Source organism: Nocardia sp. SYP-A9097 (assembly GCF_009649815.1).
Taxonomy (GTDB): domain Bacteria; phylum Actinomycetota; class Actinomycetes; order Mycobacteriales; family Mycobacteriaceae; genus Nocardia.
Genome location: NZ_WJIC01000008.1, coordinates 43331 through 64862, shown reverse-complemented (window position 1 = coordinate 64862; position 21532 = coordinate 43331). Strand labels below are relative to the sequence as shown.

The following is a 21532-nucleotide window of genomic DNA, read 5'->3' as shown; positions in this document are numbered from 1 at the left end:
TCGCCTGCGGTAGCGCATATCCCGGCCGAATCGGGTGAGGTGGATGCGGAATTCGCGAATACCGAAAGGGAGGGCTGATGCCGCGGTTGGTGGGCAAGCTGGGCGACGACGCGGTTGTCGTCGCTATCGGCGGGGCGTGTGTGATGGTCGAGGCCCGCACGCTGGACGCGGCGGGGCATTGTGCGACAGCGCCTTCCGCGCTGCGCCCGGGTTTGGTGAGCGAGGCGGCGGTCGAGCCCGGATTCGCCGCGGTCGACGAGCCGATGCCGGACGGCCTGCTTTCGGCGGCGCAGATAACGGCGATTCTCGAATGGGAGGTCGGATTCGTCGAGGGCGTGCCAGGTGACACCGCGCGGCCCGGGCTCAGCGCCGCGGAGGCCGAACTGTATCTGCGCTACCGCCCCGACACCGGCGATCAGTATCCGAACGGTCTCGCGGTACAGGCGGTGGACCGTCCGTTCTCCCTCGACCGCATGGTCGTACCCCCGGCGGACTCGGGGCCGACCGATCCGGCGGAGCTCGCCGAACCCCTGCTGATCGTTCAGCTGTGCGCGTCCATGATCTACGTGGACGATCTCTCCGGCGCCGAGATCGTCGCCGACGCGGCGGAGGACCTGATCGACCGGATGAGCTACGCCGCCACCGTCCAGGAGTTCTATCCAGCACTGGCACAGGCGGTTTCGACCCGAACCGTGCCCGACGCGGCGGTCGACCTGGCCGACGGCTTCGAGGCGGCGCAGATTCTGGACTTTCTCGACCGGCTGGTGGCCGAGCTGGACCGGCGGCGGCCCTGGCCGGACCCCGCACTGGTCTCGGTGGACCCGGCGGTATGGCCGTCCATGGGGGCGAGCCGGCCGATCGGCTGGGTGGACATTGCCATCACGGATCTGGAGTGGGCGGTCAAGGCCCCCTTCGGCGATATCGCCGCCGACGATCTGGCACTACTCGTATTACGAATGCGCGGTGGGCAATTGGTGGCGTTGCTCGGTGAGGAGGATCCGAATCCGGAACGATTCCTGGTACTGCTCCCGGATCTCGGTGCGCAGCAGGATGCCGGATCGGTGATCGCCTATCTGGAGCGGTACGCGGGATTGACCGTCGAGTCCGACGGACTCGAACAAGCCCTCGCGGAGGTGGCGGCACAGTGATACGACCCGAGAATCAGCGTGCCGCATCGGACGCCACCGATCTCGTCGATTCGCTGCGGCAGGCGCTCGGCGGGCTGGCCGCCGCCCGGGGTGCGCGCGATGCGCTGACCGCGTCCGCGTCGGTGGAGCACGGTCGAATCACCGTGGTGGTCAACGCATCCGGGTCCATTGTGCGGACCGAGTACGCCGACGGTATCGAGGACCTGAGCTACGGGCAGATCGCTCGCGCCACCCTGCGGGCCGCGCAGGCCGCGGCGGCGGAGGCCGATCGGAAGAAGCGAGAGTTGGCCGCCCCGTTCACCTCCATGCGGGCCGAACTGCCGCTCCCGGAGGAGATGTTCGAAGAACTCGCCGCACTGCGCGCGCAACTGCCCACTGCGGTACCCGCGCCGCTCACCCCGCCCTCGGAGCGTTCGGAATCCGTCGGACCGGAATACGGCGACGTGGTGGAACGCCGTGGTGACGGTCACCGGTTCCTGGACCGCTGACGCCGCGAATCACGTTCCAGGAAAGGAACTTCCGCATGATGGACGACGAATTCAGTGCCGCCGTGGACAATTTCCACGCCAAGATCGCCGAAGTGGCACGCCTGCAGGCGGAATGCGCGCAACTGATGGCAACCGGGACGGCCGAACGGCGGCGGGTGCGAGTCACCGTGAATGCCGACGGTATTGCCATCGATATCAAGTTCGCCGCCGATATCGGCGATCTGAGCTACGACGAGATCGCCGCCGCGGTCAGCGCGGCGTCCCGCGCCGCGGTGCTCGAGGTCGCCGAACGCAGGAAACAGCTGATGGCCCCGGCCGGTATCGGCACGACCGCCGCCCCGAAGCTGAATGACATTCTCGCGGCGGTCGATTCGCTGCGCGACCAACTCCGCTGAGCGCGCTCAGCGGGTGAGGCCCGCGACCGCGAGCTGGGTCCAGGCCCCCGCGATATCGGTGTCCTCGTCGGTGTCGAAGGCGGCCGTCACCATATCGTGTGTGACCCAACCGGATTCGACGGCCGCCATCAGATCGGTCACCGCCGCACGGGACGCGGACTCGCCCAGGACACCGCAGACGATGTCGGTCACCGTCGCCGGTGTCCACAGTCCCGGGATGGCCGCGCCGACCGCGGTCGGCGCGGGGGACTGCCCGCACGACCAGGCCGTACCGTCCCACCAGTAGCAGAACGACAGCTGCCCCGTGCGCGCGCGATGGTTCAGGGCCGGGATATCGAGCCAATCCGGGACGCCCGCGTAGAACTTCGGTAGCGGCAGACCGTCGTTGTAGGCGGTCTCGAGTTCCGGGGCGTTCCACACTCCGCCCGACAGCACCGCCCGTCCGCCGGGGAGCAGCGCAAGTGTCGAGCCGCCGCCATTGGTGGCCTCGAATACCGCGGCGGAGCCCAGAATTCGCGGTCCCCACTCGGTACGGATGGCCACCGCCGCGGCCGCCACCAGCGCCCACCGCGCCCAGGCCGTGGCCGGTTCGAGGAAGGCGGCCGGGGTCGCGGGCGGGTGGCGGTCGAGCCGGGCGCGGGTGAGCACATCCGGCAGGTGGTGCCGGTCGTCGTCCACGGCCAGCCGCGCGGCCAGCCATACGGGCAGCCGCGCGCGCGGGAACTGCTCGAGGTCGGCCCGATACGCGGCGGCGGGCAGCAGTCGGGCCGGTGGGAAAGGCCGGTCGCCGTAACCGTATTCGCATTCGGTCCCACCCGCGTGATCGTGCGCGATGGTGACATGCCACCACGCGTCGGTCTCCGGCGCGACGGTCACCAGGCGTAGTGCCCGAGCCAATTCCGCTGCCGCCGAAGGCACTTCGACCAGCAGCGGCTCGTCTTCGCCGACCAGGAATACGGCATCGGCGGTTACCGCGGCCACGGTGACCGAGAAGGCCACCCGCAGCTGCCGCCACCGCACCGGGGCTGACGGCAACAACAGTTCGACGATTTCGGTGGCGATCGCGCCCGCCGCGCGCTGCGGATCGGACCTGTCGCCTGCCGAGCTGTCGTCTGGCGCGTTGCCGTCCGTCGCGCTGTCACCTGCCGCACTGTCGGCCTTCGCGGATCCGGCTGTCTCCGTGCGGAATTCGGAGGTCAAGGTGAATGCGAGATCCGGAACATCCTCGGCCTGCGGCCAGGTGGTCGCGGTGGGCGGTACGGGATCACGGGTTGGGTGGGTGTGGGGGATGGCCGGGACGGGGGTGTCCGTGATGTGGCGGGTGCCCGGGGTGCGGAGGACGTCCGTGGTGTGGGGGATGGCCGGGGTGGACGGGTTCGGGTTCGGGCTTTTGTGGCTGTTCAATGATTCCCCCTGTCAGCCAGAAGTTTTCGTCGGGCGGTGGCAGTGCGGTGAACTGGTCCGGCATACCGTGTTCCAGCGGGCGTTTGCGGGGTTTGGGCTTACCGCTCATATACCCGCCGTCGAGCAGTGTGCGTTCGGTGCGGAGGCTGTTGTCGAGCTGGGCCAGTTCGGTGCGCAGCCGGTTCTCGGTGATTCCGGATTTCAGCAGCAGCGCATCGTGTTCGGACCGGAGCTGCTCGAAATGGGTTCGGCGCTGCTGGATTTCGCCCTGGAGGTGTTCGAGCTCGTCGGACCTCGGGCTCGGCGGGCGTGCCGCGGGGTCACCGGCGCGGTCTTGCGCGGGGTGCGGTCGATCGAGCTCGGACTGTCGACGATCGCGGGCGGCGGCGGCCGCGCGGCCCGCACCGTCCAGCTCGTCGAGCGCCTTCCCCGCGGCTGTGATCGCTCGATCCTGTGCGCCCGCAGCGCTTTCCAGTCTGCTACGGGTCATACCCAGCTCGTGGTCGGTGAGTGCGAGCCGCGCCGCCCGGTTCTCGATATCGCGTTCCTGGGCCCGCACCGTCTGTTCGAGCTCGGTGACTCGCGCCTGTGCTCCGGGGCGCTGCTCCGGGGTCGCCTGTCCATGCTCGGTGCGCGCGGTGGCCAGCTCGGCCCGGGTGGCTTCGCGCGCGGTCTTGGCCGCGCCCAAGGCTTCCCGCTCCGCGGTCTGATGCTCATTGAGTGTGCTCAGCCCCCGCCGGTCCGCGCGGGTATAGGTCCGCGCGGTGTCCTCGTGCGCGCTACGCAGTCGTTCGATGTGGTCGTCGGCCGCGGCGAGTTTGCCGCGGATCGTGGCCGCGCTCGGTTCGGGGGTTTCGGGTGGCGGGGTGTGCTCGGCCGGGCCGGGGCGGGCCGGTGCTTCGGCGTGTTCGTTCGTCAGCCTGGCCTGCACGTGCGCGCGCATGGCGGTGTCCGCCGCGACCGCGGCCTCCAGGCGTTCCCGGGTCGGGTTGACGGCGGCGGCGCGGGCCTCCGGGTCCGGTAGCGCGGCCGCTCGGGCCCGCGCCCGGGCGTGGTCCAGTTCGGCGTTCAGTACGCCGCGCCGGGTGCCGGTGAGATCGCGGACCAGGGCGCGCTGCTCGTCGAGGTGGGCATTGCGGAAGGCCCTGGGGTGCTGCGGTCCCTCGTCCGAGCCTCCGCCGGAGCGGGCGGCGACGCGGTCCAGAGTGCGGGCGTCGCGGTACTCGGGCGCGTCCCGCTGCCGGATCTGCTCGAGCAGGTCGGCCGAGGATTTGAGCGGTCGCGGCGGACCGGTGGGTTCCGGCGCGGGCCCGAATTCGACCTCGGTCCGGTGGGTGACCGTGCGGTCGAATCTGGTCGCCGCGGGTTCCCGGCCGAGCATGCCGATAGAGCCGCGCTGCATACCCATGAGTGAATTGCTGGAGACCGCGCCGATCAGCCCGATTCTCGGATCGAAAGTGCCGGTGAACAATTCGGCGATACCGCCGCCGACGAGCGTGCTGACCACGGTCGGAACTGTTCCGGAGAGGACGCCGAGCCCGGCCCCCCAGACGCCCGCGGTCGGATCCTTACCCCATCCGGTCAGCAGCTTTCCGCCGTATTTCGACAGAGTCGTCGCGACCAGCGCACCGGCGTACCAGCCGCCGGTGGAGGCGGCGATCGACATACCGATCTCCAGTCCGTCGAGCCCGTCCCGATGGCCTTTCCCGATTTGAATCTCCTGCACCGCGATATCGAGTCCGCCGGCCCAGATGGTGTTGTTGACGGCCTTCTCGATGAGGAATTTGACGGTATCCGCGGGCAGTTCCGCGAGGGCGAGCGCGGTGGTTTCCCGGAATCCCGCATCGATGAGCATATTGGTCAATTCCGGTGTGGCTCTCGAGACGAGAGCGGTCGCGGGCTGTGCGATCACCCGGGAAATCCGTCCGGGTTCATCCGCCAGGCGCGGGAGATACCGGAACATGTCGGCCAGGTGTTCGCCGATGAGCGGAATCTCCGCGATCGCGTCCAGGGCGCGATTGGTGATCCGGTACAGGCTCGCCCGGGTCGCGCCGATGGCAGCGGCTTCCACGGCCGGGGCGGTCGGCGGCCACAACCAGGCACCCGCGAGCTGCGCGGCCAGCATGGTGACCGACAGGATGATCATGAGCTTGGTTTCTTCGATGGTGGTCGCCGCGTGCCGGGTGGAGGTGCCGATATCCCGGTAGTCCGCGGCCAGCCGTGCGATCGAATTATCGCCGGCGACGAGCCTGTCGAGTTCGGCGGCGATATTGTCACGGCCCGCACCGGATTCGTATCCGGCGAGCGCGAGTGATTCCGCGGTGCGCACGACCGGAACCACTTGCCGCTCTATGTCATTCGCGGCCTCGAGCCAGCACTGTGCCATGGCGAACATGCGGTCTTCATCGCCGTCCGGCCACGCCTGCCCGACTATGTAGGTCAGGAAACGCAGATCCGGCGGCCACTGCAGTGACATGACGTCGGATCAGAAGGAGGTCGCGTTGCCGAATTCGGTTTTCTTGGCACTGTTCGACGCGTCGATCAGTCCGGTACCGAATTGCCGCAATGCCGCCGACATGTCACGCCCGCCCTTCAGCAGATTACTGCGGGAGTTGTAGTAGCCGCTCTTTCCGTCGGCGAACTGCCTGCCGTACGAATCCTCGCCCCAGGTTTCGGATCCATTCGCGCCGATGGCGGAGGAGAGTTTGGCCATGATGGTTTCGAATGCGGCTTCGGCGGTGAGTAGTTCGTCGCCGCCGGCCCGCACATCACTCGGCGTGATGATGATTCTTTCCGTCATACCGCTCGCCTCATACGACGTATATCTACCATGTTCCGATGGCGTATACCGAGGTTTCGTGGAGGATTTACGCGGGTGTTACCCGCCGTCGGGGAAGACGTCGGTGAGCTCCCGGCCCACCACCGAACCGAGATACCGTTCCACGAAGCGGTCGATCACCCCGGCCGCCACCCGGCCCGGACGGGTGCGCGCGGCGGCCAATCCCGTGGTCAGCTCGTCGATATCGCCCGCGGTGCGATCCGAACGCCGGAACGACCGGACCGTGGTGCGCAGGAAGATATCGGTGAACTGCCGCGCGATGTGATCGCAGTCGATGCGCAGCTGTTCGATCTCGTCGAGCGCGCGCTCGGTCGGCATCCCGGCGCCGGTCAGTTCGTCGAAGACCTCGACCAGCATAGGATCGGTTGCCCGGTAGGTGTTTTGGTCCACGGGTTCGTACAGTCCGGCCGTGACCGCGCGGGACAGGCCGCCGGGAATCTCGCGGAACCGCTCGGCGAGATCGGCGGCGGTGACGGATCCGTCTGTCGCGGGCTCGGATCGGGGCGGTGCGGTGCCGGTGGCGACGCCGAGTACATCGGCGAGATCCTCACCGCGGTCCCAGGCCTCGAGCAGTCCGCGTACCCCGTTCAGGGTGATGCCGCGCTCGAGCAGGCGTTCCACGATGCGCACCCGGTTCAGGTGTTCCGCGCCGTAGAAGCCGGTGCGGCCCTTCATCTTCGGCGGCGGCAGCAGGCCGCGCTCGTTGTAGTCGCGCAGTGTCCGCACCGTCATACCCGCCTGCGCGGCCAGGTCGTTGATCGTCAGCTCCGCATCCACTGCCATGCCTCCAGGAAACCACAGGTGAACAGTTTCTCGATCTCGGCGGCTTGCGGTATCCCCGTGGCGAGGCCGCTGATTCAATCGCCACACCATCGACGCCGGGAGTTTCCCGCAAGTTACGTTCTCGGTCAACCGTTGATATGTGCCATTGAATGACGGTATGTTCCGTCAATCACTGGCACGGTTGATGTTAAGGAAGACCGAATCATGAGAACCGTTCGACCACAAGAACCTTCGGCGACCACCGGCGGACCGGCCGACGAGGACGCCGGATATCACAAGGTGCTGCGCCCCCGGCAGTTGCAGATGATCGCCATCGGCGGCGCCATCGGCACCGGCCTGTTCCTGGGCGCGGGGGCCCGCCTCAAAGACGCCGGCGCGGGGCTGTTCATCGCCTACGCGGTCTGCGGCGTCTTCGTCTTCTTCATCCTGCGGGCCCTCGGCGAACTGGTGCTGCACCGTCCGTCGTCGGGCTCTTTCGTCTCGTACGCCCGCGAGTTCTACGGGGAGAAACTGGCTTTCGGCGTCGGCTGGATGTACTTCTTCCACTGGTGTATGACCGGCATCGTCGACATCACCGCGATCGCCACCTATGTGCACTACTGGGGCGCGACCAAGGTTATTCCGCAGTGGTCGATCGCGCTGGTCGCGCTGGTGATCGTGGTCGCGATCAATATGGTCTCGGTGAAGTGGTTCGGCGAGCTGGAATTCTGGGCGGCGCTGATCAAAGTAGTTGCGCTGGTGGGCTTCCTGATCATCGGCCTGGTCTTCCTGGTGGGGCGGTTCAAGATTCAGGGCGAGGTCACCGGTCCCAGTGTGATCTCCGGACACGGCGGACTCTTCCCGCACGGCGTCCTACCCCTGGTGCTGACCACGACCGGTGTCGTATTCGCCTATGCCGCGGTGGAACTCGTGGGGACCGCCGCCGGTGAGGCGGAGAACCCGGAGAAGATCATGCCGCGCGCCATCAACTCCGTCATCGCCCGCATCGCGCTGTTCTATGTCGGTTCGCTGGTGCTGCTGTCACTGCTGTTGCCGTACACCGATTTTCGCTCCGGAACCAGCCCGTTCGTGACCTTCTTCGCCAAGCTCGGCATCCACGGTGCCGGATCGGCGATGAATCTGATCGTGCTCACCGCCGCGTTCTCCAGCCTGAACGCGGGCCTGTACTCCACCGGCCGCATCCTGCGCTCGATGTCGATGAACGGCAGCGCTCCCGCGCTGGCATCGCGAATGACCAAGGGCGGCGTGCCGTACGTGGGCATTCTCGCCACCGCCACGGTCGCGCTGTTCGGCGTCGGCCTCAATGCGATTGTGCCGCAGCGGGCCTTCGAGATCGTGCTGAACATGTCGGCGCTGGGCACCATCGCGGCTTGGGGCGCGATTCTGCTCTGCCAGCTCAAGCTGTGGCAGTGGTCCCGGCAGGGCCTGGTCGAGCGGCCCAAGTTCCGGCTGATGGGCGCTCCGTACACCAGCATCTCCGCGCTGCTGTTCCTGGTGGTGGTGCTCGGCATCATGGCCTTCGGCCGGGACGCGACCCAGCGTGGCTCGGTGATCGCCATGGGCGTGGTGGTGCTGCCGCTCATGATCGGCGGCTGGTTCCTGGTGCGCGGGCGGGTCTCGGCCATCGCGGCCGCCAGAGCGGGCTACACCGGGCAGTTCCCGGTGCTGGCCGAACGACCCCTGGAATACCGGCACGAGCAGTTGACCGAAGTGGTCGACGCGGTGTCGGGCGAGCCCGCGCCCGATGAGGTGCGGGCGCGCTGAACACCACTCCGCGACCGGGTCCCGCTCGGTCGCGGAGTGACCGCCATCGGCACGAGAAATGACGTGGTAGGCATGAAGAACGTAGCGCAGGACAGTACCGTGGCCGCCGATTCCCCTGCCGGGCAATCGTATTCGGACAGATCCGGGCCCTCCCGGCCGAGTCCGCCGCGCTTCGGCCTGCGGCTGGTCGCGATGCCCGCGCTACCGCCTACCGAGCCCGAAGCCGCGGTACTGACCAAACTCGAAGTGCCCGAGGACAAACGCTTCTGCTGGAAGTGCTCTCGACCGGTCGGGCGGCGTGACGATCGTGGTCCGGGTGCGACCCGGGGCGCCTGCGCACACTGCTTGACGCTGTTCAACTTCCGCCCCGCGCTGCGCGAAGGCGATGTGGTCGCCGAACAGTACGAGATCCGCGGGTGCCTGGCCTTCGGCGGGATCGGCTGGGTCTTTCTGGCCCGCGACCGCCATGTCGGTGGCCGCTGGGTGGTGCTCAAGGGCCTGCGGAATCCGCGCGATATCGAGGCACACGTGGCGGCATTGGCGGAGCGGCAGTTCCTGTCCGAGGTCATCCATCCGGCCATCGTCAAGATCTTCAACTTCGTCACCCACCGCGCCACCGACGGTGCCTCGGCCGGATACATCGTGATGGAGTACATCGGCGGTAGATCGCTCGGCGAAATGCTCGAACAGCAAGCGCCCGAACCACTTCCGGTGGCACAGGCGATCACCTATGTGCTGGAGATCCTGCCGGCCCTGGACTATCTGCACTCGCTCGGACTCGCCTACAACGATCTGAAACCTGACAACGTCATGGTGAGTCAGGACGAGGTCAAACTCGTCGATCTGGGCGCGGTGGCGGCGCTGCGCTCCGGCGGAAGTCTTTACGGCACACCGCGTTACCAGGCGCCCGAGGTGGCACGCACGGGTCCGACCGTGGCCTCGGACATCTACACCGTGGGCCGGACCCTGGCGGCACTGACCCTGACCGGCGGGGCCGAAAGCTCGACCGCCGAGGACGAGCCGATCCTGCACCGCTACCCGGCGTTCGCGAAACTGCTGCGCCGGGCGACCGATCCGGACCCGGACCGGCGATTCCCCTCGGCCTCGGCCATGTACCGCCAACTCGGCGGTGTGCTGCGGATGGTGCTCGCACAGGACACCGGCCTGGACCACAGGCAGGTCTCCACGACCTTCGGGGTGCCGCGCACCGATTTCGGTGTCGATGTCCTACCGCTCGTGGCCACCGTCGACGGGTGCCCGCCGGACCCGGCCGAACTCGCCGCGGCCCTGCCCATTCCGATGATCGACCCCGAGGACCCCAGTTTCGAATTCCTCTCCGCACACCTGCACGCCGCCCCTCGCCATGGGCTGGAGGCACTGCGGATCAGCCGAACGGCCTTGCGGGCGGGCATGATCGAGCTGCCCGCGTCCTTCGCGCTGGAGAGCGCGCTGATCGAGACCCGGGCGCGCCTGGACCTCGGCGACGTGCGCGCGGCGGGCGAGGTGCTGGACCGGCTGCGCGCCGAACACCCGGCTGAATGGCGAATCGACTGGTTCGACGCGATCGGCGCGCTGATGACCGGGCGGCTCGAACACGCCTACGCGCGGTTCGACGCCGCGGCCGCCATGGTGCCCGGCGAGCTCGCACCACCGCTCGCACTCGCGGCCACCGCCGAACTACTCGTGCGGGCGAGCACGGATTCGCTTCGCCGGGAACGCTGGTCGGGTCTGGCCACCCGGCAATACCGGACGGTGTGGCAGACCGACCGCAGCGTGGTCACCGCGGCCTTCGGGCTGGCCCGGCAACAGCTCGGCGGGGGCGAGTACGCGGCGGCGATCGACACCCTGCGCCAGGTGCACGCCGCCGCCCGGAATTACGACATCGCCTGTATGACACTCAGCCGGCTGCTGGTCTCGCGGGCCACCGCGGAGCTGACGCAGGACCGGCTGGACGAGGCGGCGCACCGGCTGCAGGAGTTGCCCGTCGAAAGACGGGTCCTGGAACTGCGATCCGTCGTATTGGAGCGCGCGCTGCGCTGGCTGTGCGCGGGCGGCCGGCCCGGTGCGCCGAGCGACCGCATCCTCGGCCACCCCTACACCGAGCGCGGGCTGCGCAAAGGGCTCGAGTCGGCCCTGCGGGCCGTCGCGCACGCGACGCCGGAACGGCTGGCCCGATTCGCCTTGGTGGACCGAGCCAATGCGGTGCGCCCCCGCTCCTGGATATGAACACCCGATGAACAACACGGACTACGAAGGAGATCTGCCATGCCCACCGAGCTGCGAATCGAACGGGATTCACTGGGCGAGAAGGCCATCCCGGCGCACGCGTACTACGGGGTGCACACCGCTCGCGCGCTGGCGAACTTCCGCATCACCGGAACCACGATAGGCGGCTATCCGGCCTTGATCTCCGCGCTGGCCGCGGTGAAACAGGCCGCGTGCCAAGCCAATCGCGACCTCGGACTGCTCGATGCACCGCAGGCGGACGCGATTGTGCGCGCCTGTACGGAGATCCGGAACGGCGCACTGCTGGAACAGTTTCCGATCGATCCCATCCAGGGCGGCGCCGGCACCTCGTCGAATATGAACGCCAACGAGGTGATTGCCAATCGTGCGCTGGAACTTATGGGCCGCGCACGCGGCGACTACACCGAGCTGCATCCGCTCACCCATGTCAACCTCGGCCAGTCCACCAATGACGTCTATCCCACCGCGATCAAACTGGCCGTGGTCGCCCACATTCGGGAACTGGTCGGTGCGCTCGGCCGGCTGACGGAATCCTTCGATCGCAAATCCGCCGAGTTCGCCGACGTGATCAAGATGGGGCGCACACAATTACAGGACGCCGTGCCGATGACCCTCGGCCAGGAGTTCGGCACCTACGCCACCATGGTCCGGGAGGACTGCGACCGGCTCGGCGAAGGCGCGCGGCTACTGCTCGAATGCAATCTCGGCGGTACCGCGATAGGCACCGGCATCAACTGTCACCCCGACTATCCGGCCCTGGCCTGCGGCTATCTGAGCGCGATCGCCGGTGAGCCGATGTCCTTGGCCGCCAACCCGATCGAGGCCACCCAGGACTGCGGGGCCTTCGTGCAGGTGTCGGGAATTCTCAAGCGGGTGGCGGTGAAGCTCTCCAAGATCTGTAATGATCTGCGGCTCACCTCGTCCGGTCCGCTCGCGGGTCTGCGCGAGATCAATCTGCCCGCCGTGCAGGCGGGTTCGTCGATCATGCCCGGCAAGGTGAATCCGGTCATACCCGAACTCGTCAACCAGGTGGCCTTCGAAGTGATCGGGAACGATCTGACCGTCACCATGGCGGCCGAGGCCGGGCAACTCCAGCTCAATGCCTTCGAGCCGATCATCGTGTTCAGCCTGCTGAAAACGCTCACCCATCTGACCGCGGCCGTGGACAGCCTCGCCACCGGCTGTATCGACGGCATCACCGCCAACAGGGCGCATCTGCAAGCGGGCGTGCGGAACTCGATCGGCATCGTCACCGCGCTGGCACCCCGGCTGGGCTACGCGGTGTGTGCGCGGGTGTCCGAGCAGGCACTCGCCACGGGTCATTCGGTCGCCGACATCGTGGTGGCTGCGGGAATGCTGAGCCGGGAAGAGGTCGGAGAGTTACTTTCCCCTCGTCGGCTGGCGGGTTTGCCCGCGATAGCCGAAACTTCGGTTAGCCAGGTCGGGTAACGAGCACCCGGGTGTGAAGGTAAGGGCGACTATGACACTCGAGGCCGGGAATGCTCGGCGTGCGAACACGACGGCCGGTACCGGATCGGAGACCGATCCGGACCGCGCTGAACGGCGGCAGCGCACGATTGTGCTGGTGGTGTTGTGCGGCACCGGTTTTCTGTTCAGCCATGATGTGAGCCTGCACAGCATCGCGGTGCCGACGCTGCTGCAGCAGTTGGGGGACCGGCCCAATCTGCATATCGCGCAGTGGACTCCGAAGGTGTACGTGCTGACCTTCGCCGCACTGCTCATGCTCGGTGGCGCACTCGCGGATCGACTCGGCGCCAAACGCGTCCTGGTCGGTGGATACCTGATGTATCTCGCGGGCGCCGCCGTGCATGTGGCCGTGCCGACGACAGTGCTGCCACTGGCCCTGGCCAGAGTGGTGATGGGTGCGGCTGTGGCACTGATCATCCCGGCGAATCTGCTCGTGTTGTCGGCCGTCAGCGGTTCGTCCCTGCACCGCGCGAAGGCCTTCACGATCTGGGCAGGCTGTTGTGCTGCGGGTGTGACGGTCGTGCCACTGGTCACCGGCCTGATTCTGAACGATGTGCTGTGGCCGAAGGTAATGGTGGCGATCGGGATCAGCGCGGTCGCCCTGTTGATCGGCATCATCAGATTCGTACCGGTCATGCCGGCGGATCCGGGATCGCCGGTGGACTGGCCGACGATCACGATCGCGACGCTCGGCAGCGGGCTGACGGTATTCGCCTTCCTGCAGGCGCCGGAGTGGGGGTGGGCCGCACCCTGGGTCGCCGGGCCGCTGGTCGGGGGCCTGGTGCTGGCGATCACGTCGGCGGTCATCCGGCGCGGCGGTCATCTGCCACTCGACTATCTGTTCCGCGCGGATGCCCGGCTGCGCCCGGCCATTTTCGCGGTGGCCGTGGCGGTCCTGACGCTGTGCGGAATGGTATTCCTGACCGTCCAGTATTTGCAGGCCGTGCGTGGCCATGCACCGATTGTCGCCGGCACCATTATTTTCCTGCCGTCCTGCGCCGCGACGGTGATCGGCGCGAAACTGGGGCAGCTGGTGCGGCGTCCGTACGGCGTCACCGCCGCGTTCACCTGCGGGTTGACCGCGATTCTGGATGGTCTGGCCTTCGGTCTCACCGCCGACGCGGCGGGCGACCTCGGTGCGATCGTGGCGATGGTGACGGCGGCGAGCGTGGGTTTCGGCATGGTGATGAGTGTCGGACTCGATATGGTCAGCGCGGCGCTGTCCGCCTCCGGCGACGGAATCGCCTGGGCGGCAATGGAAACCACCGTGCAAGTCGCCGGCTACCTGGGCCTGGCGATCGTCGGCAGCCTGGTCGATCGGGGCTATCACGCCGGCCTGGTGGTACCGGGCCACATTCCCGCACCCGATGGGGTCGCCATGAGTCACGATTCCCTCGGCAAGGGTGTGGCGGCGGCGGCCGCCTCCGGCGGGGACGGGATCGGGGCACCGCTGGCCGATGCCGTGCAGAACGCCTTCCTGACCGGTTATCGGCACGGGTTGCTGGCCACCATCGCGGTCGTCGCCGCCGTCATGATCGGAATACTCGTCTCGGCCGCCCGTTCGAAGTCCTCGGCCGAACGGTTCTGACCCCGGCGCCTTTCCATAATTGGGTGATTCGGAATCTCGGTGGTTATTCCGTGCTGCCGTGAATTTGAATTCGGATAAGGCATCGCGCATTCCGGAAGAAGTAATTTCGGGCCGGGTCCAAAAGGCTCGAAAAGTCTATGCGTGCGCATTCTGTGTTAGCTATAACATCAGGTGGCGGCATGTATTTCATGAATTCTGAAGAGGTTGCGCAATCCTCAAGGGATTCTAAAGATCAACAGCATGAACTACTCAAAATTTCGGTCGACTCGTGTAATTCGAGGCGGCGTTGTACCTTGATCTCGAACCATCTGAATCCCCTTTCGGGATAGGCGAAAACAATTGAAAGGCCGGTGTTTGCCATGCAGGAATTCGACAGCGGCACCCGGGCCGGTCGGCGTGCCGCCGCACGACCGGCATCGTCTCGGACCTCGGCGGAAGAGGCGCTGGCGCGATCGCGCGCGGATCGGGCACAGCTCGAACAGGGGCGGCTGTTCCACTCGACTCTCGTCGAGGAAGCCGAACAATTGCACGAGGAACTCCGGCTGCTGCACGAGGAGTTGCGCGAGGTCTATCGGAATCTGAGCGGCCTGCGCCGCCGATTCCCCAGCCTGCCGCCGGCGCCGCGCTTGGCCGGATACCCGCCGATGGCCGTCGCCCCGGCCGCCGCCGGCCGCCCCCCGTCCGGCCGCGCCACCGCCTGAGGATCCGCCCCGCGTATATCGGCCACATGAACAATAGGTGCCCCGGTCAGCGGCCGGATCGCCAGATGCTTGCTGTAGTCTCACCTTCTGTTCAGACAGCCTCTGGACTGCGGAAGGGACCAGCTGTCGTGCGTGTGGTGGTGGTAGAGGATGACCCGGGTATGGCTGCTGCCGTCGTGGACGGCCTGCGTGCCGAGGGCTTCGACAAGGTCGACCATCTCTCCCATGGGCTGGATCTGTTGACCTCGCATACCGGTTATGACGCGGTCGTACTCGATCTGGGACTGCCCGACGTCAACGGGTATCTGGTGTTGCGCCAGCTTCGTAAGGTCAGTTCGGTGCCGGTGGTCGTCCTCACCGCCGAGGGCGATGAGCTGGCCGTAGTCTCCTGTCTGCGGGCCGGCGCCGACGATTACGTGGTCAAACCCGCCCGGGTCAGCGAGCTGGCCGCGCGGCTGCAGGCGGTGGTGCGACGCTGGCAGGCCACCGACTATCGCCCGTCCGTGGTGGTCACCGGCGATGTGCGGATCGACCTGGTGGCCCGCATTGTCGAGGTCGCGGGTCAACCGATCTCGTTGACCCAGAAGGAATTCGCCGTCGCACGCATACTGGCCGAGCGTGCCGGTGCCGCCGTCGGACGCGAAGAATTAATGGATGAGATCTGGGGCGAGAAGAACTCGTCCATCTCCCGTTCACTCGACGTGCACATGGGCGGGCTCCGGGGCAAGCTGAATCGGCCGGGTCTCATCACCACCGTCCACGGCTTCGGCTATCGATGGGATCGGTGAGGAACACCTCCCATGCGCGGCCGATTGCTCATGACATTCACCGTGCTCGCCGCGATCTGCATGACCGCCCTCGCCCTCGGGATCGGCGGGCAGCTCGCCTCCAGCCGGACCCGCGGACTGATGATCGATCGCATCCGCGACGCCGACCGCTTCGTCGCGTGGTCCGCAGGTGATCCGGCCGAATTGGCGAACGAAGCCCGGAAGTATGTGGCGCGCAGCCGCAATGGCGTCCTGGTGATCGACGCCACCGGCACCGTGCTGTGCGATCTCGGGGTGGATCGCGACGATCCTGCGGTCGTGAACGTCATCGACCGGGCCCGCCGGTTCGATCCGCCACCCCTGCAGGACACGCTCTACCCGTGGAGTGCGCGGACGATGCTGATCGCGCAACCCGTCGGAACCCCGCCCATGGCCGCGGGGGTCGTCGTCATCGCCGCCTCCACGGTCGAGACCACCACCGGAATCGCCGATGGCTGGATCCAATTGGCGTGCATCACGGCCAGCGCGCTGCTGGTCTTCGGTGGTCTGGCGCTGGTGCTGTCCGGGTGGATTCTGCGACCGGTCTCCGAACTCATCCGCAATGTCGACGCGCTCACCGCGACTCTGTCCGGACCGGGTGGGCCGCCGCGCGGTACGACAGCCGCGGGCGATGGGCCACAAGAGATTCGGGAACTCGCGCACGCGGTCGAGGCACTGACCCACGCGGTGGCCGAATCCGCCGCGGCGGAGCGCCGGCACGTCGCGGATACCGCACACTCCATGCGAAATCCGCTGGCCGCGTTATCCGTTCGTCTCGAAGCCCTGCAACCGGCGATCGTCGGCGGCCGGGCCGAATCGACCTTCACCAGTATCGTCGGCGAAGTGGACCGGCTGACCGGACTCCTGGACGACCTCCTGGCCGACGCGGTCGCCGAAGCCCAACAGGTATGCGGCACAGCGGAGCTCGTGCGGGCGGCGGCTCCGGAATGCTGCGATGTCGTGTCCGTGGCGCAGGACCGGGTCGACGCCTGGCACGCGGCCTTCACCCGAGCCGGGATGGCGCTGACCATCGAAACATCGGTTCCGGCCGCGAGAGTCGCGGTGCCGGCGCGGATTCTGATGCAGATTCTGGATGTCGCACTGAGCAACTCCGCGCGCTACGCCGGAACCGGTGAGCACACCACGGTCGCGGTGCACCGGGAGTCCGACTCGGTGGTGATCGCGGTGCGCGACACCGGAATCGGCGTTCCGCAAGACGAGCTCGACATGCTCACCATGCGATTCTTCCGCGGCGCTAATGCCGTACCCGGCGGTTCCGGACTGGGCCTGCCGATTGCGGCGACACTGGCCGGAAAGCACGGCGGACTCTTCTTCGTCGACGCGGCTGAACCCCGCGGACTCATTGTGACGGTGAGCTTCCCGGCGCTCGACAGCTCCGAAGTTCGCTGACCGCACAACCTTACGGCCGGGTGAACTGCTGAAGAGGGGGTGAACTTTCCCCTTCGAGCACTTCGAATCGCCGGTGTTCTGCGGCACGATCCCGGGGTGTCGGAAAATGGTGGCGAGCGCGTCGATCAGGGTGATCATCATCCGCGCCGTCATCATCACGGCGGTACCGGAGCTGAAGACTCGCATGGGCACCCGGGTGCGACGGGGCCTGATGACGAAGACGATCTTCCAGGTGCGACCGGGCCCGAGCACGATCATGAGCATCACGGTGGTTCGCATCCCGGGCATTCGCATGGCCATCACGGTGGCGGCTCGGGCGCCAGTGGGGCGCATGGTCCGGGACAGCACCACGGCGACTCCGGTGACGGCAAGCCGAGGGGCGGTGACGGCAAACCGAAAGGCGGCCACGGCAAGCCGAAGGACGGCGACGGCAAGCCGAAAGGGGGCGGTGGCAAGCCGAAGGGTGGCGGGCAGCCCAGTGGTGGCGGCAAGCCGAGCGGTGGCGGGCAGCCGAGCGGTGGCGGGCAGCCGAATGGTGGCGGGCGTGGCGGTGCTGCCGTGCAGGTCGATCCCGCGGCCCTGATCGACAAGGGCAAGAAGCTCGCGGAACTGCCGAGTGTGTCGAACGGTCTGTTCGACGTCATGAAGAAATTGAATAACACCCTGCATTCACTGGGACAGCCGTGGGGTGACGACGAACTCGGAAAGCAATTCTCCGAGGGCGCGTCGGGCTATTTGGCGGCGGTGGAGTCGCTGGTCGGAAATGCGAGTACCGGGCCGAACGCCTCCGGTGCCATTCCGGTGTACGGGCAGTTGCTGGTCAATTACGGCACCACGATTCAGGAGGCGGGCAAGGCATTCGCGGCCGGTGAGGATCTGTACGCCGAATGGATGCTGAAGAACTACGTCGACGAACACGCGTCCGGCAACCCCGGGCAGTACCACGGCCCGCTCAGCTCCGATCCGAACTTCGGTAAGGGCGGCGGCAATCCCTCGGGTCCGCCGGTGAACACGCAGTATCAGGGCACCGGCGGTGGCGGTGGCGGCCCGAAAACCGGTGGCGGATCGGCAGGTGGCGGCAACCCTGGCGGCGGCAACCCGGGCGGCGGGAATCCCGGTGGATCGTCCCCGACCGGTCCGAACCTCGACGGTCTCACCGGTCCGACCGGCCCGCACACCTCGAATGCGGCATTGACCGACGCCACCGGTCCCGGGTCGCTGTCGGCACTGGACAACGGCACCGGGCCGCTGCGCACGGATGATTCGCTCGACCCCGCGATGTCGGGTGCGCCCTATTCGGACCCGTCCCTCGCGCCGGGTGTCAATGTGGCGCCCGGTGCGCTCGGGCCGAACGGGTACTCGCCGGTCAATCCGGCAACCGGTGCGCCACAAGGCAATCCGGGTGGTTCGAGCGCCGGTCTCGGCGGCTCGAACAGTGCCGGCGCGCCCCGCACGTCCCTGCCGCAGACCGCGTTCGACGGCGAGAAATTGGCCGGCGCACCCGGACCGGGCGGTACTCAGTCGCGCGCCACCGTAGGTACCGGCGGGATGATGCCCAGCAGCCCGGGTATGCCGGGCAGCGGCACCGGTGGCGCCGCGGCCGACGGGAAGGACAAGCGGCGCGGTGAGCGCCGCAAGCCGGCGGCGGCCGTGGATGAGGCCGAGGGCGAGGGCACGCCGGGTGCCGATGATCCGTGGCAGCGGTCCGGCTGGCCGGTGGGTGGCCGGTAGTGTCCGTTCCCGATGCGATCGCGCAATCCGACATCAAATTGCCGTCGGAATTGCACTGGCTGAGCTATGTCGCCGGTGGCGCGTGGCCCGAGGGCAGTGAGAACGGCATGTTCGCGCTGGCCGATGCCTGGTCGGAGGCCTCGAGTGAGCTCGCGGGGCTGGTGGCGGGAATCGATGACGCCGTCAAAGACGTACTGGGGGCATATAAGTCGGCGAGTGACAAGAACGCCGAAATGGTGCAGACCCTGAAGGATATGACGGCGGATTCGAGTAAGTCGTCGTTGCATGCGATATCGACGTCCCTGGGACAGATATCGAAAACGTGCGACAAAGTGGGTTGCTCGATTCAAGAGAACAAAATCATGATCATTATCGGTCTGATTCAGCTTGTTTACGACATCGCGATGGCCTGGCTTTCCCCGTTGACCGCGCCCCCCGAAGAAGCGCTGTTGATCGCATGGTATCAACTGGTATTCCACTGGCTGAAGAAATTGCTGATGGAAGCCATGATCGCCGCGCTGCGCGCCATGGGCCAGCAGATGATCCTCGATATTGTCATCCAATTGGGTCAGATGGCCGCCGGTCACCGTGACAGTTTCGACGGCAAGGAATTGGGACAGTTCGCGCTGGGTGGCGCGCTGGGTGGCGCGTTCGGTCATATTCTGGGAAAAATAGGTGGGGACCTGTTCCACTTCGTGGGCGGGAAGATCACGAAATCGGAATTCGACGGCCGCATACAGCAGATGATGCGCGGTGCCGTGCAGGGCGGTGCCGGTGGTGTGGGCGGCATGATCGGCGGCGGCGTCGCCAATCAGCTCATCAACGGTGGCCCGTTCGTACTGGATCCGAAGATGCTGGGCGCGGGTGCGGCGGGCGCGTTCAGCGGTGGTTCGCGAGGTTGGCGGACCGGCGGCGCCAAGGTGCACGTGGATCTGCCGGAGACGAAAGGTCTTGGCGGAAGCAAGATTCCGGAGAGTCCGATCCCGCCGCCGGAGGGGCCCGGCGCGAAACCCGCGCTGGGCGATGGGCCTGCGGGCTCCGGCGGATCCGGGGCGGCCGGCGAACGCACCAATGCCGGCGGCGCCGAGCACACCAACGGCACCACCGATCAGCGTGCCAATGTAGCCACCGACCAGTCCACAAGTGTTGGCGCGGGCGACCGTTCGGCCGGCGGTACCGGCGGCGATCAGGGTTCCAGGACGGGCGGTGGCTCGTCGTCGAACCATGACGAACGTTCGGCCGCACCCGGTTCCGAGGGCAGCGGGGCGCGGGATCGCGGTGCCACGCCGGGCGACGGATCCCAACCGCACGACAATGAGCCGTCGAATCAGGGCACCGGCCACGAGCCGACCCCGGTGGCCACGCCGCCGTCGAACAGTACCGGCGGCGCACCGAATACGCCCCGTGCCGAGACGCCGGGCTCAGCGCAGGGCGGGCGTTCACCCGTGAACGAGCCGTCCCGCTCGACCACCCCCGGTGACAACGCCACCCGGCCGGGGTCCTCGGAGCCGAAGTCCACCGCAACCCGGCCCAATGCCGATGAGACGCGTGCGCAGCCGCGGCCGGACGCGACTCCGGGCGACCGTAAAGGCAGTGTCCCCGAAGGTATTCAGGCCAAACGAGCGACCGACGGGGCGCAACCGGGTTCGCCCAAGCCCGGCGTGTCCGGCACCGATTCCGTCGTGGCGCACGAGCCGACGGTGGTGCACGACCCGACTGTGGTGCATGAGCCGACGGCAGGGCGGTCGGAGTCTCCGTCGGGGTCGCCGAGTACTCGATCCATGCGCGAAGGGCCTGCGGACCGCACCGCCGAACCCGACCGGACCGCCGACTCTCCGACCCGCAAACCGGCGACACCGGCGACACCGGCACAATCCGAGCCGAAATCGCCTGCGCCGGCACCGCGCAGCGGCGCAGCCGAGGTGACACCGGACCGCGATGCGCCGCGCGGCGCCGCGTCCGCACGCACACACGAGTCCGAGAATCCGCCGCACGCGGAGAGTGCCAAACCCGCGGAGGGCGCGAAGCATTCGGGCACCGCGAAGCATGAGGCACCGGCCGCATCCGACGGCCCGCCCTCCGGTGCCCGCTGGCGGCGTGTGGACGCGAGCCTGCTCGGTCCGGTATGGCCGGGTGGTCGCGGATTCCTGCGCCAGCTCATCGGTTTCGAGCAGACTATCGCGCTGTTCAAGAGCAGCAAATCGCCGCACGAGAACCGGGAGCTGTTCCGGCAACATCAGGACGGTGACCTGCCGCTGCGGCAGGGCTTCGGTCAGAAGAAGCCCCCGGCCGCTCCGGTCGCGGGCAAGGACGATGCCGCCGCGGTGCACGGATACGACGAGGCGCTGTCGCGCGGCCTGTACCGATTGAACGAAAACGAGCGCGCCGCATATAAATTCACCATCTCCGAGGACGGTCACTGGTCGCGGGACGGGGCCGGGAGCACATCGAAGACCGGCGACGGTGAATCGAAGTCGGACGATGCCGCATCGGTGAAGAGTGATACCGATTCGGTGAAGGACAGGGCCGATTCGGCGAAAGACGATGCCGCCCCGGCGAAGGACGACGCTGCCCCCGGAAAGGACAAGGCCGCCCCCGCGAAGGGCGACGACGCCGCCCCCGCGAAGGACAAGACCGCTCCCGAGCCGCCGAAGGATCTCGTCGATGATCCGCAGATCACGGTCCCGCGCTCGGGTCCGATGCTCAAACGCTGGGCGGAGCAGACCGCGCCGGTCATGCG

Annotated in this window: 15 protein-coding genes (1 of these 15 only partly in view); 12 read left to right on the top strand and 3 right to left on the bottom strand. The window is 67.5% G+C overall.

Going from position 1 to position 21532, the window contains the following annotated elements; all coding sequences use genetic code 11:
• Positions 1-77 precede the first annotated feature (77 nt).
• The 3 genes from GFY24_RS18305 to GFY24_RS18295 are packed head-to-tail and all read left to right on the top strand — an operon-like array spanning position 78 to position 2031.
• Positions 78-1148, top strand: coding sequence for a hypothetical protein (locus GFY24_RS18305; protein ID WP_153806301.1), 1071 nt, complete (start codon positions 78-80; stop codon positions 1146-1148).
• Positions 1145-1636, top strand: a complete 492-nt coding sequence (locus tag GFY24_RS18300) for a hypothetical protein (RefSeq protein ID WP_153806300.1) — start codon at positions 1145-1147, stop codon at positions 1634-1636. The genes GFY24_RS18305 and GFY24_RS18300 overlap by 4 nt, the downstream gene beginning before the upstream one ends.
• 35 nt (positions 1637-1671) lie before the next feature.
• The gene (locus GFY24_RS18295) at positions 1672-2031 is read left to right on the top strand and encodes a YbaB/EbfC family nucleoid-associated protein (RefSeq protein WP_153806299.1); all 360 of its coding nucleotides are present in this window, start codon (positions 1672-1674) and stop codon (positions 2029-2031) included.
• 1264 nt (positions 2032-3295) lie between these two features.
• On the opposite strand, the gene GFY24_RS18290 is transcribed toward GFY24_RS18295, so the two are convergent.
• From GFY24_RS18290 to GFY24_RS18280, 3 genes are all read right to left on the bottom strand, one after another.
• On the bottom strand, positions 3296-5911 hold the full coding sequence (locus GFY24_RS18290) for a hypothetical protein (protein WP_153806298.1): 2616 nt from the start codon (positions 5909-5911) through the stop codon (positions 3296-3298).
• A gap of 9 nt (positions 5912-5920) precedes the next feature.
• Positions 5921-6235, bottom strand: a complete 315-nt coding sequence (locus GFY24_RS18285; RefSeq protein ID WP_153806297.1) for a hypothetical protein — start codon at positions 6233-6235, stop codon at positions 5921-5923.
• A gap of 78 nt (positions 6236-6313) precedes the next feature.
• A complete protein-coding gene (locus GFY24_RS18280; RefSeq protein WP_153806296.1) occupies positions 6314-7057 on the bottom strand; it encodes a MerR family transcriptional regulator in 744 nt (247 codons plus the stop codon).
• A 204-nt stretch (positions 7058-7261) separates the two neighbouring features.
• Here GFY24_RS18280 and GFY24_RS18275 point away from each other — a divergent pair, with 204 nt between their 5' ends.
• From GFY24_RS18275 to GFY24_RS18235, 9 genes are all read left to right on the top strand, one after another.
• Positions 7262-8821, top strand: a complete 1560-nt coding sequence (locus tag GFY24_RS18275; RefSeq protein ID WP_153806295.1) for an amino acid permease — start codon at positions 7262-7264, stop codon at positions 8819-8821.
• A gap of 72 nt (positions 8822-8893) precedes the next feature.
• Positions 8894-11047 carry a serine/threonine-protein kinase gene (locus GFY24_RS18270; protein ID WP_153806294.1) on the top strand — a complete coding sequence of 718 codons (2154 nt, stop codon included), beginning with the start codon at positions 8894-8896 and terminating at the stop codon, positions 11045-11047.
• Between the two features lie 39 nt (positions 11048-11086).
• Complete coding sequence (locus GFY24_RS18265; protein WP_153806293.1) at positions 11087-12517, top strand: aspartate ammonia-lyase; 1431 nt, start codon at positions 11087-11089, stop codon at positions 12515-12517.
• 31 nt (positions 12518-12548) lie between these two features.
• Positions 12549-14144 (top strand): MFS transporter, encoded by a 1596-nt coding sequence (locus GFY24_RS18260; protein ID WP_153806292.1) that lies wholly within the window; start codon positions 12549-12551, stop codon positions 14142-14144.
• A 359-nt stretch (positions 14145-14503) separates the two neighbouring features.
• On the top strand, positions 14504-14845 hold the full coding sequence (locus GFY24_RS18255; protein ID WP_153806291.1) for a hypothetical protein: 342 nt from the start codon (positions 14504-14506) through the stop codon (positions 14843-14845).
• Between the two features lie 128 nt (positions 14846-14973).
• Positions 14974-15633 (top strand): response regulator transcription factor, encoded by a 660-nt coding sequence (locus GFY24_RS18250; RefSeq protein WP_309231005.1) that lies wholly within the window; start codon positions 14974-14976, stop codon positions 15631-15633.
• A 12-nt stretch (positions 15634-15645) separates the two neighbouring features.
• Positions 15646-17061 (top strand): HAMP domain-containing sensor histidine kinase, encoded by a 1416-nt coding sequence (locus GFY24_RS18245; protein WP_153806289.1) that lies wholly within the window; start codon positions 15646-15648, stop codon positions 17059-17061.
• 96 nt (positions 17062-17157) lie between these two features.
• Positions 17158-18792: a hypothetical protein gene (locus GFY24_RS18240; RefSeq protein ID WP_153806288.1), complete on the top strand. Its 1635-nt coding sequence runs from the start codon at positions 17158-17160 to the stop codon at positions 18790-18792.
• Positions 18792-21532, top strand: partial view of a C2 family cysteine protease gene (locus tag GFY24_RS18235; RefSeq protein WP_153806287.1) — the beginning only. Its footprint extends 24571 nt past the window's final position; only the first 2741 of its 27312 coding nucleotides appear in the window; the start codon lies at positions 18792-18794; its stop codon lies beyond the right edge, outside the window. Before GFY24_RS18240 ends, GFY24_RS18235 begins: the two co-directional genes overlap by 1 nt.

Bases quoted from the DNA above. Each gene is read 5' to 3' on its own strand.
- GFY24_RS18305 (WP_153806301.1), top strand. From the start codon at position 78: ATGCCGCGGTTGGTGGGCAAGCTGGGCGACGACGCGGTTGTCGTCGCT.
- GFY24_RS18295 (WP_153806299.1), top strand. From the start codon at position 1,672: ATGATGGACGACGAATTCAGTGCCGCCGTGGACAATTTCCACGCCAAG.
- GFY24_RS18290 (WP_153806298.1), bottom strand. From the start codon at position 5,911: ATGTCACTGCAGTGGCCGCCGGATCTGCGTTTCCTGACCTACATAGTC.
- GFY24_RS18285 (WP_153806297.1), bottom strand. From the start codon at position 6,235: ATGACGGAAAGAATCATCATCACGCCGAGTGATGTGCGGGCCGGCGGC.
- GFY24_RS18280 (WP_153806296.1), bottom strand. From the start codon at position 7,057: ATGGCAGTGGATGCGGAGCTGACGATCAACGACCTGGCCGCGCAGGCG.
- GFY24_RS18275 (WP_153806295.1), top strand. From the start codon at position 7,262: ATGAGAACCGTTCGACCACAAGAACCTTCGGCGACCACCGGCGGACCG.
- GFY24_RS18270 (WP_153806294.1), top strand. From the start codon at position 8,894: ATGAAGAACGTAGCGCAGGACAGTACCGTGGCCGCCGATTCCCCTGCC.
- GFY24_RS18265 (WP_153806293.1), top strand. From the start codon at position 11,087: ATGCCCACCGAGCTGCGAATCGAACGGGATTCACTGGGCGAGAAGGCC.
- GFY24_RS18260 (WP_153806292.1), top strand. From the start codon at position 12,549: ATGACACTCGAGGCCGGGAATGCTCGGCGTGCGAACACGACGGCCGGT.
- GFY24_RS18255 (WP_153806291.1), top strand. From the start codon at position 14,504: ATGCAGGAATTCGACAGCGGCACCCGGGCCGGTCGGCGTGCCGCCGCA.
- GFY24_RS18245 (WP_153806289.1), top strand. From the start codon at position 15,646: ATGCGCGGCCGATTGCTCATGACATTCACCGTGCTCGCCGCGATCTGC.